The organism is Neisseria sp. 27098_8_139 (genome assembly GCF_041433195.1).
Taxonomy (GTDB): domain Bacteria; phylum Pseudomonadota; class Gammaproteobacteria; order Burkholderiales; family Neisseriaceae; genus Neisseria; species Neisseria subflava.
In genome coordinates, this window is record NZ_JAPWBA010000011.1 from 1 (window position 1) to 14,361 (window position 14,361).

General features: G+C 52.2%; 15 protein-coding genes. 3 read left to right on the forward strand and 12 right to left on the reverse strand.

Features of this window, described 5'->3' with window-relative positions; all coding sequences use genetic code 11:
* Positions 1-243: 243 nt before the first annotated feature.
* The 5 genes from O3660_RS09200 to O3660_RS09220 form a co-directional block, all read right to left on the reverse strand.
* Positions 244-1,140 carry a polyprenyl synthetase family protein gene (locus O3660_RS09200; protein ID WP_003686607.1) on the reverse strand — a complete coding sequence of 299 codons (897 nt, stop codon included), beginning with the start codon at positions 1,138-1,140 and terminating at the stop codon, positions 244-246.
* Positions 1,124-1,351 (reverse strand): exodeoxyribonuclease VII small subunit, encoded by a 228-nt coding sequence (locus O3660_RS09205; RefSeq protein ID WP_049352491.1) that lies wholly within the window; start codon positions 1,349-1,351, stop codon positions 1,124-1,126. The genes O3660_RS09200 and O3660_RS09205 overlap by 17 nt, the downstream gene beginning before the upstream one ends.
* Before the next feature lie 136 nt (positions 1,352-1,487).
* Positions 1,488-3,344, reverse strand: a complete 1,857-nt coding sequence (locus O3660_RS09210) for an RNB domain-containing ribonuclease (RefSeq protein ID WP_049352489.1) — start codon at positions 3,342-3,344, stop codon at positions 1,488-1,490.
* Between the two features lie 108 nt (positions 3,345-3,452).
* Positions 3,453-4,373, reverse strand: coding sequence for a patatin-like phospholipase family protein (locus O3660_RS09215; protein ID WP_049352487.1), 921 nt, complete (start codon positions 4,371-4,373; stop codon positions 3,453-3,455).
* A 99-nt stretch (positions 4,374-4,472) separates the two neighbouring features.
* Positions 4,473-5,090, reverse strand: a complete 618-nt coding sequence (locus O3660_RS09220) for a DUF533 domain-containing protein (RefSeq protein ID WP_049352495.1) — start codon at positions 5,088-5,090, stop codon at positions 4,473-4,475.
* Positions 5,091-5,241: 151 nt separating this feature from the next.
* On the opposite strand from O3660_RS09220, the gene rsgA reads away from it, so the two are divergent.
* Positions 5,242-6,108 (forward strand): ribosome small subunit-dependent GTPase A, encoded by an 867-nt coding sequence (gene rsgA, locus O3660_RS09225; protein WP_049352485.1) that lies wholly within the window; start codon positions 5,242-5,244, stop codon positions 6,106-6,108.
* A gap of 108 nt (positions 6,109-6,216) precedes the next feature.
* On the opposite strand, the gene O3660_RS09230 is transcribed toward rsgA, so the two are convergent.
* The 6 genes from O3660_RS09230 to O3660_RS09255 all read right to left on the reverse strand — a co-directional run bounded on the left by O3660_RS09230 (position 6,217) and on the right by O3660_RS09255 (position 12,737).
* On the reverse strand, positions 6,217-6,411 hold the full coding sequence (locus O3660_RS09230; RefSeq protein WP_049328774.1) for a hypothetical protein: 195 nt from the start codon (positions 6,409-6,411) through the stop codon (positions 6,217-6,219).
* 23 nt (positions 6,412-6,434) lie between these two features.
* Positions 6,435-8,864 carry a methionine--tRNA ligase gene (metG, locus tag O3660_RS09235; RefSeq protein WP_080978489.1) on the reverse strand — a complete coding sequence of 810 codons (2,430 nt, stop codon included), beginning with the start codon at positions 8,862-8,864 and terminating at the stop codon, positions 6,435-6,437.
* Between the two features lie 127 nt (positions 8,865-8,991).
* On the reverse strand, positions 8,992-10,245 hold the full coding sequence (murA, locus tag O3660_RS09240) for a UDP-N-acetylglucosamine 1-carboxyvinyltransferase (RefSeq protein WP_049333045.1): 1,254 nt from the start codon (positions 10,243-10,245) through the stop codon (positions 8,992-8,994).
* Positions 10,246-10,441: 196 nt separating this feature from the next.
* Complete coding sequence (ftsX, locus tag O3660_RS09245) at positions 10,442-11,359, reverse strand: permease-like cell division protein FtsX (protein WP_003747810.1); 918 nt, start codon at positions 11,357-11,359, stop codon at positions 10,442-10,444.
* Positions 11,356-12,006 carry a cell division ATP-binding protein FtsE gene (gene ftsE, locus O3660_RS09250; protein ID WP_003681151.1) on the reverse strand — a complete coding sequence of 217 codons (651 nt, stop codon included), beginning with the start codon at positions 12,004-12,006 and terminating at the stop codon, positions 11,356-11,358. Before ftsE ends, ftsX begins: the two co-directional genes overlap by 4 nt.
* Positions 12,007-12,254: 248 nt before the next feature.
* Positions 12,255-12,737 carry a TlpA disulfide reductase family protein gene (locus tag O3660_RS09255; protein ID WP_049352484.1) on the reverse strand — a complete coding sequence of 161 codons (483 nt, stop codon included), beginning with the start codon at positions 12,735-12,737 and terminating at the stop codon, positions 12,255-12,257.
* Between the two features lie 169 nt (positions 12,738-12,906).
* On the opposite strand from O3660_RS09255, the gene arsC reads away from it, so the two are divergent.
* Together arsC and O3660_RS09265 are read left to right on the forward strand one after the other, a co-directional pair.
* Positions 12,907-13,266, forward strand: a complete 360-nt coding sequence (gene arsC / locus O3660_RS09260) for an arsenate reductase (glutaredoxin) (protein WP_049352482.1) — start codon at positions 12,907-12,909, stop codon at positions 13,264-13,266.
* Positions 13,267-13,291: 25 nt separating this feature from the next.
* A complete protein-coding gene (locus tag O3660_RS09265) occupies positions 13,292-13,948 on the forward strand; it encodes a YdcF family protein (RefSeq protein ID WP_049352480.1) in 657 nt (218 codons plus the stop codon).
* 70 nt (positions 13,949-14,018) lie between these two features.
* Here the strand turns inward: O3660_RS09265 and O3660_RS09270 are convergent, their stop codons facing one another.
* The gene (locus tag O3660_RS09270; RefSeq protein ID WP_003686739.1) at positions 14,019-14,276 is read right to left on the reverse strand and encodes a hypothetical protein; all 258 of its coding nucleotides are present in this window, start codon (positions 14,274-14,276) and stop codon (positions 14,019-14,021) included.
* Between the last annotated feature and the right edge of the window lie 85 nt (positions 14,277-14,361).

Genomic DNA, 14,361 nt, shown 5'->3' on the forward strand with positions numbered 1-14,361 from the left:
ACAGGCTAAGTGTGCCTGTTGCTGCCTAAAAGGCGGTCCGGATGCCTGATTAATCAGGTATCCAAGGGGGATTAAGGGGGTATTTGAGTAGAATCAGTGGGTATTTGAAACAAAAACAGCCGAAAACCTGTGTTTGGATTTCGGCTGTTGGAGGAAAGGCTTTTTTGCAAAGGTCTCAGGCTGTTAAAAAGGCCGTCTGAAACCCAAAATCAGGTTTCAGACGGCCTTTATTTATTTTCAGGTTTAGTTTTTCCGTGCGGTAACAAACTCGGCCAGTTGGCGCAGGCGCAGGGCTTTGTCGCCGAATGGCTCGATCAGGGCAACGGCTTCTGCAATCAGCGTTTCTGCGTAAGTACGCGCGGCCTGCAGGCCCATCAGTTTGACGTAGGTCGGTTTGTCGTTGTCCGAGTCTTTGCCGGCGGTTTTGCCCAAGGTGGCGGTATCGGCTTCACAGTCCAATACATCGTCGATCACTTGGAAAGCCAGGCCCAATTTGGCGGCGTAGTGGTCTAAGGTTTGGATTTGCGCCGGTGTTAAGTCCGGGCAGGACAGTGCGCCTAAGGCTACGGCCGCGCGGATGAGTGCGCCGGTCTTGAGGCTGTGCATCTGTTCCAATTCGGCCTGATTCATGGCTTTGCCGACGTTGGCAAGGTCGATGGCTTGTCCGCCCGCCATACCAAGGCTGCCGGATGCTTGGGCCAGCGTGGACAACATGGCAAGCTGGCGCTCGGCAGACAGGCCTGTCGGACGGCTCAGTACATCAAAGGCTTGGGTTTGCAGCGCATCGCCGACCAAAAGGGCGGTTGCTTCATCGTATTGCACATGGCAGGTCGGTTTGCCGCGGCGCAGGCTGTCGTTGTCCATCGCCGGCATATCGTCGTGAACCAACGAATAGACGTGCACCATTTCGATGGCCGCCATCGCCTGTTCGACGGCGTTTTGGTTTGCTTCGCCCAATTCGGACGCGGCAAGCACCAAGAGCGGGCGCAGCCGTTTGCCGCCGCCGAGGGTAACGTAACGCATGGCTTCATGCAGCGTGTGCGGCACTTGGCTTTCAGACGGCAAAAAATGCGCCAGTAGCAATTCGGTTTGCGCTTGGGCTTTTTGCTGCCATGTTTTGAGTTCATTCGCCGGGTTCAAGGTTCAACTCCTTCAGTTCGCCGGCATCCAAGACTTGCAGTTTCTGCTCGACTTCCGCCAATTTGGTTTGGCAGTATCTGACCAATTCGTTGCCTTCCTGATAGGCGGCCAAAGCATCTTCCAGCGGCATTTCGCTGCTTTGCATGGCTTGGGTCAGGGTTTCGAGGCGGGATAAGGCTTCTTCAAAGGATTTTGGGGCGTTTTTTTTCATGGTTTGAAATGATGGGCAGAAAAGGGGAATTGTAGCATTTTTAGATGATTAAGGCCGTCTGAACAGGGATGAAAACGAAATCAAAGATTTCTGTTTCTTCGTTCAGACGGCCTTTTTTTCAAACGAAATAACGTTATCAGCCCGGTAAAACGGCTTTTTGATGGTTGAGCGCGATAAACTGCTTCTCGGCATCCAATTCAGTGATTTTGAACAATGCCTGCGATTTGGGCAGCGCGTCAAACGGAATACCGGTCGCGCGCGTTACCAGCGGCAGGCCTTCAATGCGGACGAGGTCTTCTTTGAGGATGGTGGCCGTCAGCTCGCTGGTGCCTTGCTGTTGCAGATAGACGAGGCTCCAGTAGGCTTCCATCTGACGTTGGAAGTCGGCGTAGGCTGTATAGGCGGCATCAAAGTCGCGCAGCGCGGCGAAAAGCTCGGCATCGCTGTTTTGATACAGCGGCTCGGCAGAATTGTCGATCAGGCTGATCAGCTGCTTTTGGTTGATGTAGTCGGCGGCGCGGCGCAGCGGCGAGGTAAACCAGCCGTAATGCTGCACGCCCATGCCGATGTGCGGCTCGGATTTGGTGCTCATGCGCACTTTGCCTGCCGGTTGGACGCGGAAAAGGCCGGGCAGCTCGTTTTCGTCCAGCATTTGCGCCCAAGTGCTGTTGGCAAGAATCATCATTTCGCTGACCAGCGTATCGATGGGCGAACCGCGTTCGCGGCGGACGACGGATACGTTGCCTTCCTCATCCAATTCGATGCTGTAATCGTATTGCGGCGCACGGTCGGGTTCGTATTTGCCGCGTGCTTTTTGCAGGGCGATGGCAAATTGATAGAACCAAATCAGGTCTTGATGGTGGGCGAACATCATTTCGCCGGCTTCGTCCAAGCCGGTTTCGGCGTTGAAATGCGGCTCGATGGTTTGAATGCGCAGGTTTTCGGCGATGTTGACCGCTTCGATTTTGCAGGTTGGCGCGCCGACGTTGAACTCGTTGTCCACATCGAAATAAATGCTGATGGAAGGGCGGTATGCGCCTGCATCAAGGCTGAAAGCGGCAATCCAGTTTTCGGGCAGCATGGTAATTTTGCCGCCGGGGAAATAAACCGTGCTTAAGCGTTCCATGATGTTTTTTTCCATTTTGTCGCCTGGTTTAATGGCAAGCGACGGCGCGGCGATGTGGATACCGACGCGTTTCATGCCATTGCCCAAGTCGGTCAGGCTCAAGGCATCGTCCACTTCGGTGGTCGATTCGTCGTCAATGGAAAAGGCGGTAACGTCGGCCTTGGGCAAGTCGGGCATTTCAGGAAGCGGAAGGTCGGGGAAGCCTGTTCCTTTGGGGAAATATTTGATTTCAAACCCGTCTTGCAGGTATTGGGGAATGGACGTAATGCCGCCCGTTTTTTTCGCCAGTTCGTAGGCGGAGATTTTCAGCTCGTCGGCGGCTTTGGTAAAGGCTTTGTAGGTCAGCGACTGCTTGTCGGGCGCGTGTAAAATGGTTTTCAAATCCGCCGCGATTTCAGACGGCATCTCGCCGCGTTTCAAGGCTTCCGCCCAAGCGTCGATTTGCGCGTCTTGCTGTTTTTTGCGTTCGATGGCGGCAAGCGCTTGTTTTAAGGTTTCTTCGGGCGCGGCTTTGAACACGCCTTTGGATTTTTTGTAGAAATACATCGGCGCGGCGTAAAGCGCAATTAAAGTCGCCGCCAGCTCGGTTTTGGTCGGCGCATGACCGTAATATTCTTCGGCGATGGCCTCGGCGGAAAATTCTTCTTCGCCGCATACTTCCCACAATAAATCGGTGTCGATGTCCGCCGCCTGTGCCTGCGCGTTCTCCAAAAATACCGCCATATCGCCGTCAAACTCGGCAAAGACATTGTTTGCCTTCACTTTGGTGCGCTTGCCGTGTTGGGTATCGACTTGATAGGTGGCGTCGTTTTTTTGGACGATGGAGGCAACTTTGAATTGGCCGGACTCTTCGTAAAAGATATTCATTTTTTTAGGATTTTATGATTTGTAGGAAACGCGTGATTTTAGCAGATTTGCACAAGAAAGGCCGTCTGAAAAACATACTTTCAGACGGCCTGTTCAAACGGCGGATGATTAATACTGATATGCCGCCAGTTTGCGTTTGATTTCAGGCAGGGCGGCGCGTGCGGCCTGTTCGCCCAGTTGGATGGCGCGTTGTTTTTGGTCGAAACCGCCAACCGAACCCAGCTCCAAAACCTGTGGTTTGATGACCACATTGGCCTGTCCCAATTCTTGGCGCAACGCAGTTTGACTCATTACGTTGAAGGTTTGGTCAAGATAGGAGAACATGCCTTGGTTGACGTTTTTGGCTGGACGGGCGGAAATATCGACGGCAATGATGAAGTTTGCGCCCAGTTTTTTCGCCGCGCTGACCGGTACGGGTTGCGACAGGCCGCCATCTACATATTTGCGGTTGCCGATGACGACAGGTTGGAACACGTTCGGAATCGAAGCGGAAGCGCGGACGGCCTGTCCGGCATTGCCGACGTTGAACACCACCGGTTTGCCGCTTTCAAAATCGGTCGCAACGGCGGCAAATTTGATGGGGAACTGCTGCATCGGGCGGTTGCCGACTTTGCGGTTGATGTAGTTTTGCAGTTTTTCGCCTTTGATGAAGCCGCTGGTGGACAAGGTCAAATCCACCAAATCGGTTTTACCCAAAATTTCCGCTTCCAATTCGAGGCGGTCGGGCGACATTCCCGAAGCGTACATACTGCCGACAATCGAGCCGGCGGATGTACCGGTAACGATTTTGATCGGAATATTGTTTTCTTTCAAAACCTTAATAATTCCGATATGGGCAAAGCCTTTGGACGCGCCGCCACCCAAAGCCAGCGCAACTGTGGCTTTCGGTTTGGGTGCAGGACGCGAAACCGTATTTTGACCCTGCGCAGAAGGTTTGGATTGCGGCGCGTTGCCACTCGGACAGGCAGCCAATACCAAGACGGATGAAGTGGCTAAAAACGTTTTGAATGTGGAAAAAAGTTTATTCATGTTTAGACAGCCTTTAATATGTCGAAAGGGTTATTCTACTCTGAAATTAAGTCGAAAGGCCGTCTGAAATCAGGTTTCAGACGGCCTTTTAAATCAAGCTTAAGCCAATTCGAGCTGTTTTTCCAAGCTTTCGACCAGCTGGTCGTCCAAATTCAAAGCTTGGGACAAACGGCTCAGGAACACGATTTCCTTGCGCGACAAGTCCGCGCAGACCAATCTGGCCGCCAGATAAGTTTCGGCTGCCAAAGCCTCGTCGCTGCCGACCGCAGCCGCAATTTGCTCGATAGAGGCCGGTTGCGCATATTCAGCCTGCAGCCATGCCGCCGTTTCCGCATCGTTGCCGCTTTCACGCTCAATGGCCGCGCGTTCCGCATCGTCAATCAGGCCGTCTGAAGCCGCCGCCGCAATCATCGTTTGCAAAATCACACGGCTGTGGTTTTCGCCAATCAGACCGGCAGGTTGGAACGCACTTTGCGGCAATTCTTCCTGTTGGCGGTTTTGTTTCCAGTTTTGATAGCCTTTATAAGCCAGAAAACCCAAAGCAGCGACCGAGCCGGCCTTGACCAGCTTCTTCGTATTTTTCTTTTTCAACAGCATTGATGCCAAAGCACCCGTCAGTGCGCCGCCGCCGAAAGAATTGAGCGGGCTGTCCGCCACCGCTTTGCCGCCTTTTTGAGCCGCACCCAAAACCTGATTGAGCAACTGACTGAAATCCATAAAAAAATCTCCTGAAAACAAATACATTGCAAATATAGGGCAGAAACACCAAAAAACCAAGCCAAAGAAAGTTAAAAGGTGCAAACAAGTTTTCAGACGGCCATAGCCGACTTTCGGTACAATCACACCATTCCAAACAATAAACCCCATCATGACCGATACCGCCCAAATCATTACCAGCTATGGCCGCCGCTATATCGTCCGCACCCCCGACGGCCAAACATATGACGCCACCACCCGCAAAAAACGCGTCGATTTCGCCTGCGGCGACCAAGTCCGCATCAGCCCCATCAACGGCGAACAAGTCGTGATTGAAGACTACCTCCCGCGCGAAAGCCTGCTCTACCGCCAAGATGCGTGGAAAACCAAACTGATTGCCGCCAACGTTACCCAACTGCTCATCGTAACCGCCACCAGCCCCTCACCCAGCGAAGCCCTGTTGCAACGCGCCCTCCTCGCGGCAGAAGCGGCCGGCATCGACGCCGTCATTGTCCTCAACAAAGCCGACCTCCCCGAAACCGCCCAATGGCGCGAGAAACTCAAATTCTACGAAACCCTCGGCTACTCCGTGGTCGAAACCAACGCATTGGAAAACGCCGACATCCTGCGTCCCATTTTAGAAGGGCAAACCAACATCCTGCTCGGACAAAGCGGCATGGGCAAGTCCACCCTGACCAACGCCCTACTCGGCAACCAAGCCGCCCGAACCGGCGACATTTCCACTGCGCTCGACTCCGGCAAACACACCACCACCCACGCCCAACTGTACGATTTAAACGCAGAAACCCGACTCATCGACTCCCCCGGCCTGCAAGAATTCGGCCTGCACCATCTCCAAGCCGCCGATCTACTGCAATACTTCCCCGACCTGCGCCACCTTATCGGTCAATGCCGTTTCCACAACTGCACCCACCGTGCCGAACCCGGCTGCGCCGTCAAAGCCGCAGCCGAATCAGGCGAAGCCAAACCCGAGCGCATCGAATTTCTGCAACGCGTTACCGATGAATTGTTGAGATAAAGTTTTAACGGAAATAAGTGTTTGGATAAATAAAAAGGCCGTCTGAAAGTTTCAGACGGCCTTTTGTTGAAGCATAACCAAATTTACCTTTCAACCGGTATCGCTGCCTTAGCGGGAAAGAGAAGGTGCTTTTCGCGGCGGATTGATCATGAGAAGAACGGCTTCTTCAATTTTTTTGTCCTCCCGATCATGGAGCTCTACCGGAAACTTCAGACGCAACACTGCAACAATAGCGCCAACCGATAAGCCTGCATCATGAAGCAACTCAATTTCTTTAAGTACCGGTGCGGAAAGGTTTAACATGGTTTCTCCTTAAGATTTGATACTTAGCCCACTTTATCCCCGGGCTGTGCGCCTGCGTCAACGTCGAGGAGCTTCAGTTTGCCCTCTGCGGTGGCGGCGGAGAGGATCATGCCTTCGGATACGCCGAATTTTGCCATTTTGCGTGGGGCGAAGTTGGCGACGGCGATGACCATGCGGCCGTTCAATTCGGCAGGATTTGGGTAAGACGCGGCGATGCCGGAGAAGATGATGCGTTTTTCAAAACCGAAATCGAGGTCGAATTTCAAAAGTTTGGTGCTGCCTTCGACGGCTTCGCAGTTTAATACTTTGGCGACGCGCATATCGATTTTCATAAAATCGTCAAAGCTGGCCTGTTCGGCGACTTTTTCGTATTTGCTCTCTTCGGCGGCAGGCGCGGGGGTCGTCTGAATGCTTTGTTTGTTGGCTTCGATTAAATCGTCCACTTGTTTTTGCTCCACTCGTTGCATTAAATGTTCGTATTTGTTGATGGTGTGGCCTTCGGGCAGCACGGTTGCGGCATCGGCCCAGCGCAGGCCGTCGAGATTGAGGAAGGCGGCGGCGCGCTCGGCGACTTTGGGCAGCACGGGCGCGAGGTAGATGGTGAGGATTTTGAAGGCGTTGATCAGCTCGCTGCATACTTCGTGCAATGTACTATTCAATGACTTAGTGTTAATGAATAAGCTCACAATTAAATCTATTGTCTTATCAGACTTGATTTCTTCCTTTGAATATAATTTCAAATTATATTCTGAATTATCTACTGATGATTTTTTATGCTCATCAAAAATATGATCTATATTTTCTTCTATATATTTTTGAACATATAATCTGATATTTTCCTTATTTTTAGAATAATTTTCCTTCATTTTCTCAAAAATTATTTTTTGATTACTAGAAAGTGAATTCTTAGCTTTTTCAAAATCATTCTCTAAATAATTTTGTATTAATATAGATTTCAAAAAGATATCATCTTTAAGTTTTGGCAAATCATCATGAATATTTTCAAATCTCCATTCCAAATTTGGAGATTTAATAATTTTCTCTAATTCCCATGGTTTGTTGGCATCGACGTATTCGTTTACCGCATCCGCCAATGCCATGATGTCGCGCAGGGCGCGGGCGTATTCGCGGTTTTCGTATTGCTCGGCGATGGTGTCGCTTTCGGCGGCGAGTTTTGCCAGCAATGCGCTGCCTGAAACGTCTTTCAGACGACCTTCAAAGCGTTTGGCGATGAAACCTGACGCGCGGGCGGCGATGTTGACGTATTTGCCGACGAGGTCGCTGTTTACGCGGCTGATAAAGTCTTGCAGGTTCAAATCGATGTCTTCGATTTTGCTGTTGAGTTTGGCGGCGATGTAGTAGCGCATCCACTCAGGGTTCAGGCCTTGTTCCAGATAGGATTTGGCGGTAATGAAGGTGCCGCGCGATTTGGACATTTTTTGTCCGTCGACGGTCAGGAAACCGTGTGCGTACACGCCGGTCGGGGCGCGGAGGCCGGAAAAATGCAGCATGGCGGGCCAGAACAGGGCGTGGAAATAGAGGATGTCTTTGCCGATGAAGTGGTACATCTCGGTTTGGCTGTCGGCTTTGAAGTATTCGTCGAAATCGATGCCGATGCGGTCGCACAGGTTTTTAAACGACGCCATGTAGCCGACGGGTGCGTCCAGCCAGACGTAGAAGTATTTGCCCGGCGCGTCGGGGATTTCGAAACCGAAATACGGCGCGTCGCGGGAGATGTCCCAGTCGGACAGGGTGGTTTCTTCGCCTTCGCCCAGCCATTCTTTCATTTTGTTGAGGGCTTCTGGTTGCAGATGGGGCTTGCCGTCGTGCGGGTTGTTGCCGGAAGTCCATTCTTTCAGGTAGCCCGCGCATTCGCCCAGTTTGAAGAAGAAGTGTTCGGATTCGCGCAATTCGGGTTTGGCACCGGAAACGGCGGAATACGGGTTAATCAGTTCGGTCGGGGAATAGGTCGTGCCGCAGACTTCGCAGTTGTCGCCGTATTGGTCTTGGGCGTGGCATTTGGGGCATTCGCCTTTGACGAAGCGGTCGGGCAGGAACATTTGTTTTTCAGGGTCGAAAAGCTGCTCGATGACGCGGCTTTCGATTTTGCCGTTAGCTTTCAGCGCGCGGTAAATGTCTTGGGAAAATTGTTTGTTTTCAGGAGAATGGGTGCTGTAATAATTACTGTAGCCGATGTGGAAGCCGGTAAAGTCGGCGAGGTGCTCTTCGCGCACTTTGGCAATCATGTCTTCGGGCGCGATGCCTTGTTTTTGCGCGGCAAGCATCACGGGCGTGCCGTGGGTGTCGTCGGCGCAGCAGTAGTAGCACTCGTGGCCGCGCAGTTTTTGGAAGCGCACCCAAACGTCGGTTTGGATGTGTTCGACCATGTGGCCGAGGTGGATGCTGCCGTTGGCATAGGGCAGGGCGGAAGTGACAAGGATTTTGCGTGTCATGGTTTATGCTTTGGAAAACAATGGATAAAGATGTCGGGAATTATACCGCAAAACAATACGCAAAGGCCGTCTGAAAACTGATTGCCGGTGTTTCAGACGGCCTTTTATTTATCGGCTGCGTATGGAATCAACCGCGTACGCGTTCGATTTTTGCGCCTACGCCGCCGAGTTTTTTCTCGATGTATTCATAGCCGCGGTCGAGGTGGTAGATACGTTCGACGATGGTTTCACCATCTGCGACCAAGCCTGCCATAACGAGGCTGGCGGAGGCACGCAGGTCGGTTGCCATCACGACGGCGCCGGAGAGTTTTTCCACGCCTTTGATGTAGGCGGTGTTGCCTTCGGTGGTGATGTCCGCGCCCATGCGGTTGAGTTCGGGAACGTGCATGAAGCGGTTTTCAAAAATGGTTTCCACCACGCGGCTGCTGCCTTCGGCAATGGCGTTCATGGCCATAAACTGCGCCTGCATGTCGGTTGGGAAGCCTGGATGGACGACGGTGCGGATGTCCACGGCTTTGGGGCGTTGTTGCATGTCGATGGAAATCCAGTTGTCTCCGGCTTCGATGATGGCGCCGGCTTCGGTCAGTTTGTCCAATACGACTTCCATGGTTTTCGGTGCGGCATTGCGCAGGACGACTTTGCCGCCGGTCATGGCGACGGCGCAGAGGAAGGTACCGGCTTCGATACGGTCGGGAACGACGCTGTGTTCGCAGCCGTGCAGCTCTTTTACGCCTTCGATGGTCATGGTTGCTGTACCGATGCCGCTGATTTTCGCGCCCATTTTGACGAGGCATTCGGCCAAATCGACGACTTCGGGCTCGATGGCGCAGTTTTCGAGGATGGTGGTGCCTTCGGCGAGCGTGGCCGCCATCAGCAGGTTTTCAGTCCCGCCGACGGTCACGACATCCATGGTGACGCGCGTGCCTTTCAGACGGCCTTTGGCTTTGACGTAACCGTGTTCGATGGTGATCTCCGCACCCATGGTTTCGAGGCCTTTGAGGTGTTGGTCAACCGGGCGCGAACCGATGGCGCAACCGCCGGGCAGGCTGACTTGGGCTTCGCCGAAGCGGGCGAGGGTCGGGCCTAAAACCAAGATGGATGCGCGCATGGTTTTTACCAGCTCGTAAGGTGCGCAGGTGTTGTTGACGGTGCCGCCGTTGATTTCAAATTCGGAGATATTGTCGGTCAAAACGCGTGCGCCCATGCCTTGCAGCAGTTTTTGGGTGGTTTTGACGTCGGCGAGCATGGGTACGTTTTTCAAGCGTAAAGTGCCGGAAGTCAGCAGACCGGCACACATCAGCGGCAGGGCGGCGTTTTTTGCGCCGGATACGATGATTTCTCCGTTGAGGGGGCCGTTGGCAGAGATTTTGAGTTTGTCCACAGGATGTCTTTCGTTATTTGTCTGCACGGTTTATGCCGCACAAATGAAATGAGATGGATAATAAGCCATCAATTATAAGGGATTATGCCCTTGCTGTTAGATTTGGCAGTATTAAATTTTCACAAGGTTTGTTTAAGTTGCGAAAGGATAAGATTTCAGGCCGTCTGAATGGTTCAGACGGCCTGTTTGCCAAGGCTTATTTTTTGGCTTTGAAGCCTAAGAGGTGTTGCGTGGTGGCCAGCCATGCGCCGAATACGCCCAGTGCGATGACGAAGCCGAATACCAGCGACACTTCGCTAAATGTGAAGAAACGCCAGCCGATGTTCAGACCGTAGGGTTTGAAAATCGCGTCCACCAGCGGCCGTACTTCGGCCAGCAGCCAAGCCGACAAACCCAAGCTGACGGCGGCGGAGAAAATACTCTGCCACATTGCCTGATAAAGGAAAGGGCGGCGGATGAAGGAAGCGGGCGCACCCAACAGCTTGGTGATTTCCAACTCTTCCTTGCGGCTGAGGATTTGCAGGCGGATGGTGTTGTGTGCCACCAAGACAAAGGCCATGCCCAAAGTCAGCGAGAGGAACCACAAAATCTTGCGGATAAATTCGTTAATACGATAAAGGGTCTGTACCCATTCGGTATCCATGGTTGCTGATTCGACGCGCGGCAGTTTGGTAATGTCTTTATAGATGGCCTGCATCTGATCCGGAGAAGTGGCAGGGTCGGGTGTAACGATAAAGACGTCGGGCAATGGGTTGCCATCGAGCATGGAAACGAGGTTTTGGTCGAGATTGGTTTGCAATTCTTCCAAACCTTCCTGCTTGCTGATAAAGCGGACTTTATCGATACGGCTGTCGCGCTGGAGCAGGTTTTTCACCGTATCGGCATCAGAACTTGCTGCATCAGTGTCCATATAAACCGTAATCTGTGGCGATTCGTTGAGTTTACCCAATACGCTTTGCCCGCTTTGGATACCCAAATACATAAACAGCGGCAAGGTCATGGCAACGGCAAGCATGAGCAGGGTCAGCAGCGTGCCGATGGGTTGGCGCAGAAGCTCTTTGAGCGCGGCGCGCGCCGATTCGACGTGTAACGAGATGTAATGAATCATACTCATGCGAGGCGTCCTTTCTGCAGGCGCAAGACGCGGTGGCCGTAATCCGCCATCAGCGTTTCATCGTGCGCCGCAACAATCACAGTCGTGCCTGCTTCATGGAAGGTTTTGAACAATTCCATAATATCCAGCGCATAGGCGCGGTCGAGGCTGGCGGACGGCTCGTCGGCGATCAGCAGGCTGGGTTGGTGAACCACTGCGCGCGCGATGCACAAACGTTGTTGTTCGCCGCCGGACAAAGTGATGGGCATATCGTTTTCGCGGCCTTTCAAGCCGACTTTCTCAATCGCAATACGCGCGCGCTCTTCAGCTTTGCGCGGCTGGTAGCCGCTGATCCGCAAAGGCAGGATAACGTTTTGCAAGACATTGCGGTCGTAGAGGATTTTGTGGTCTTGGAAGACAATGCCGATATGTTGGCGCATAAAGCCGATCTGATTGTCGCTCAAGGTGCCGAGGTCTTGATTGTTGAACCAAACCTTGCCTTTGGTAGGCTTGGTAATGCCTGAAATCAGCTTCAAAATGGTGGATTTGCCCGAACCCGAATGGCCGGCGATAAAAATCATCTCACCTTTGTTAATCTGGAAACTGACATTTTTCAGGGCTTCGAAACCGCCGGGATAGGTTTTGGAAACTTGTTCGAAACGGATCATGGGTTTTCCTGAAAATAGGGAGTCAGACGGCCGGCGTCATCGATAGGGCAACATGCCGTCTGAAAAAATGGGGATATTCACAGATTATAAATATTTCGGCTGCTTTTTGATAGTGAAACCTCGGTTCTGCCTGTGGAGACACTGCCGGTTTGCAACACAAAGCAATATGGTTTGAAAAAGGGCCGTCTGAACGATTGGGTTTCAGACGGCCTCGGTATCAGCGTAGGTTAAGCACCTTATCCGCTGTTTTATTTACATTTGGTTTTGGCCAAATTCACGGCGGCGGTCAGGCTTTTTTCGTTGACTTCGCCGGTGATGGTTTGTTTGTAGCCGCATTTCGGCGCTTCGACGACAGTGAAGGGCAATACGCCGACGTTGTTGCCGTGGGCTTTCATGAAGTTGCGGCTGTTGGCGCCGGTGTAACGCCAAATCGGATAGCTGACCGGCGTTTGTTTCAGGAACTTGCCGATGTTGTCGGTCGTATCCAGCGCGATGCCGACCATATCGACGCTGCCTTTTTTCTGAGCTTTGTACCATGCCGACATGGCGGGCATTTCTTTACGGCAGGGGCCGCACCAGGTTGCCCAAAGGTTGACCACGCGCACGGGGGCTTTGAGTGACTCCAGGCTTTGCGGTTTGTTGTCCTGCCAACCTGCCGTTTCTTCGGCGGCAAAGGTCGGCGCAGCGGTAAAAACGGTGGCGGACAAGAGAAGGGCGGTTAAGGCTTTCATGGTTGTATCCTTGAGGTTGCCAATCGAAATTGGGTTTATTGTAAAACGGTTTGGTGGGTATGCCTACCGATTCGTATCAAGATATCAGGTAAAAAGTTTGAGTAAAAATCAGTTGCAGACGATAATAACCGCCATCATTGAATGATTTTGCAATAATACGGAGACTTTCATGCCGTCTGAATTCACACTTTATCACAACCCGCGTTGCAGCAAATCGCGTGCCGCGCTGGCTTTGCTCGAAGAAAAAGGCGTTGCCGCCGATGTAGTCAAATATCTGGATACCGCGCCTGATTTGGCGACTTTGCAGGATATGTTTGCCAAACTCAGCATCGAATCGGTGCGCGGCATGATGCGCACGAAAGACGATTTGTACAAAGAATTGGGTTTGGACAATCCCGATTTGGACAATGCCGCCCTGCTTCAGGCAATCGTCGAACACCCTGCCCTGCTCGAGCGTCCCGTTTTGGTAACGCCTACGCGCGCAGCCATCGGCCGTCCGTTGGAAAACATTGCCGCCCTACTCGGCTGACGGGGTTGGATAAGGCTGTCTGAAGATGATTTCCCTGCTTAAAAGCCGCAATGGCCTGCGATATTACCTGTTTCGCGGCCTTGCTTTGAGCGTTTTGCTGGTGTGCGGTATTTTTTTGACCGGCACATGGCAGATTTACCGGACAGGTTTGCAAACCTTGCCGAAGGACGCTCATGCCGATGCGGCGGTGGTGTTGGGTGCGGCGGCGTGGGACAAACGCCCGTCGCCGGTATTCCGTGAGCGCATCAACCACGCCATTACGCTCTACCAAAGCCATCGGGTCGGTAAAATCATTTTCACCGGCGGGACACCCAAAAAAGGATTTATGACCGAAGCCGAAGTGGGGCGCCGATACGCGCTCAAGCAGGGCATACCGGCGCACAATATCCTGTTTGAAAACACGTCGCGCAACACTTACGAAAACCTGCGCAATATCGTCCCCATCATGCACGCCAACGGAGTCGGCAGCATTATCGTTGTCAGCGACCCGTATCATTTGGCGCGTGCCGAAGAAATGGCCGCCGATTTGGGCTTGTCAGATGCGCAGTTCTCCGCCACCCCGACCACGCGCTTTGATGAGCGCAGCAAGAAAGCCAAGTTTCTGATGCAGGAGAGCTATTCTTTGTTTCTCTACCGTATCGGCAAATGGAGCGATGCCGTTTGGAATTGGATAGGTGGTTGAGCCTTCGGTAATCCATGTAAAAGGCCGTCTGAATCCTTTTAGGTTTCAGACGGCCTAAATGTATGCTTACTTATTGATATTGATTTGCAGCTATACTGCCAAAAATGACTACAGCCAGCACCAGATAAATTGCCATTACGATGGCAAACAGAATCAAGGCAGCCTTGAAATAATTGGCTTTATTCGGATTGGTGTTTGAGCTGAATGCCCACACAAGCATCATGATCAGATTGACCAGCGGAATCATCATAATCAAGTTTGTTAGCAACCATTCTTTGACGCTTACAACAGGAGCCTGCTGATGGCCGATTTGGTTTTGTCCGTTCATACGTACCCAGTAATTTTGTTGAAAGAACAGTAATTATACTCATTAAATCTTTATCGGCATAGCATGCTCAGGCCGTCTGAATCTT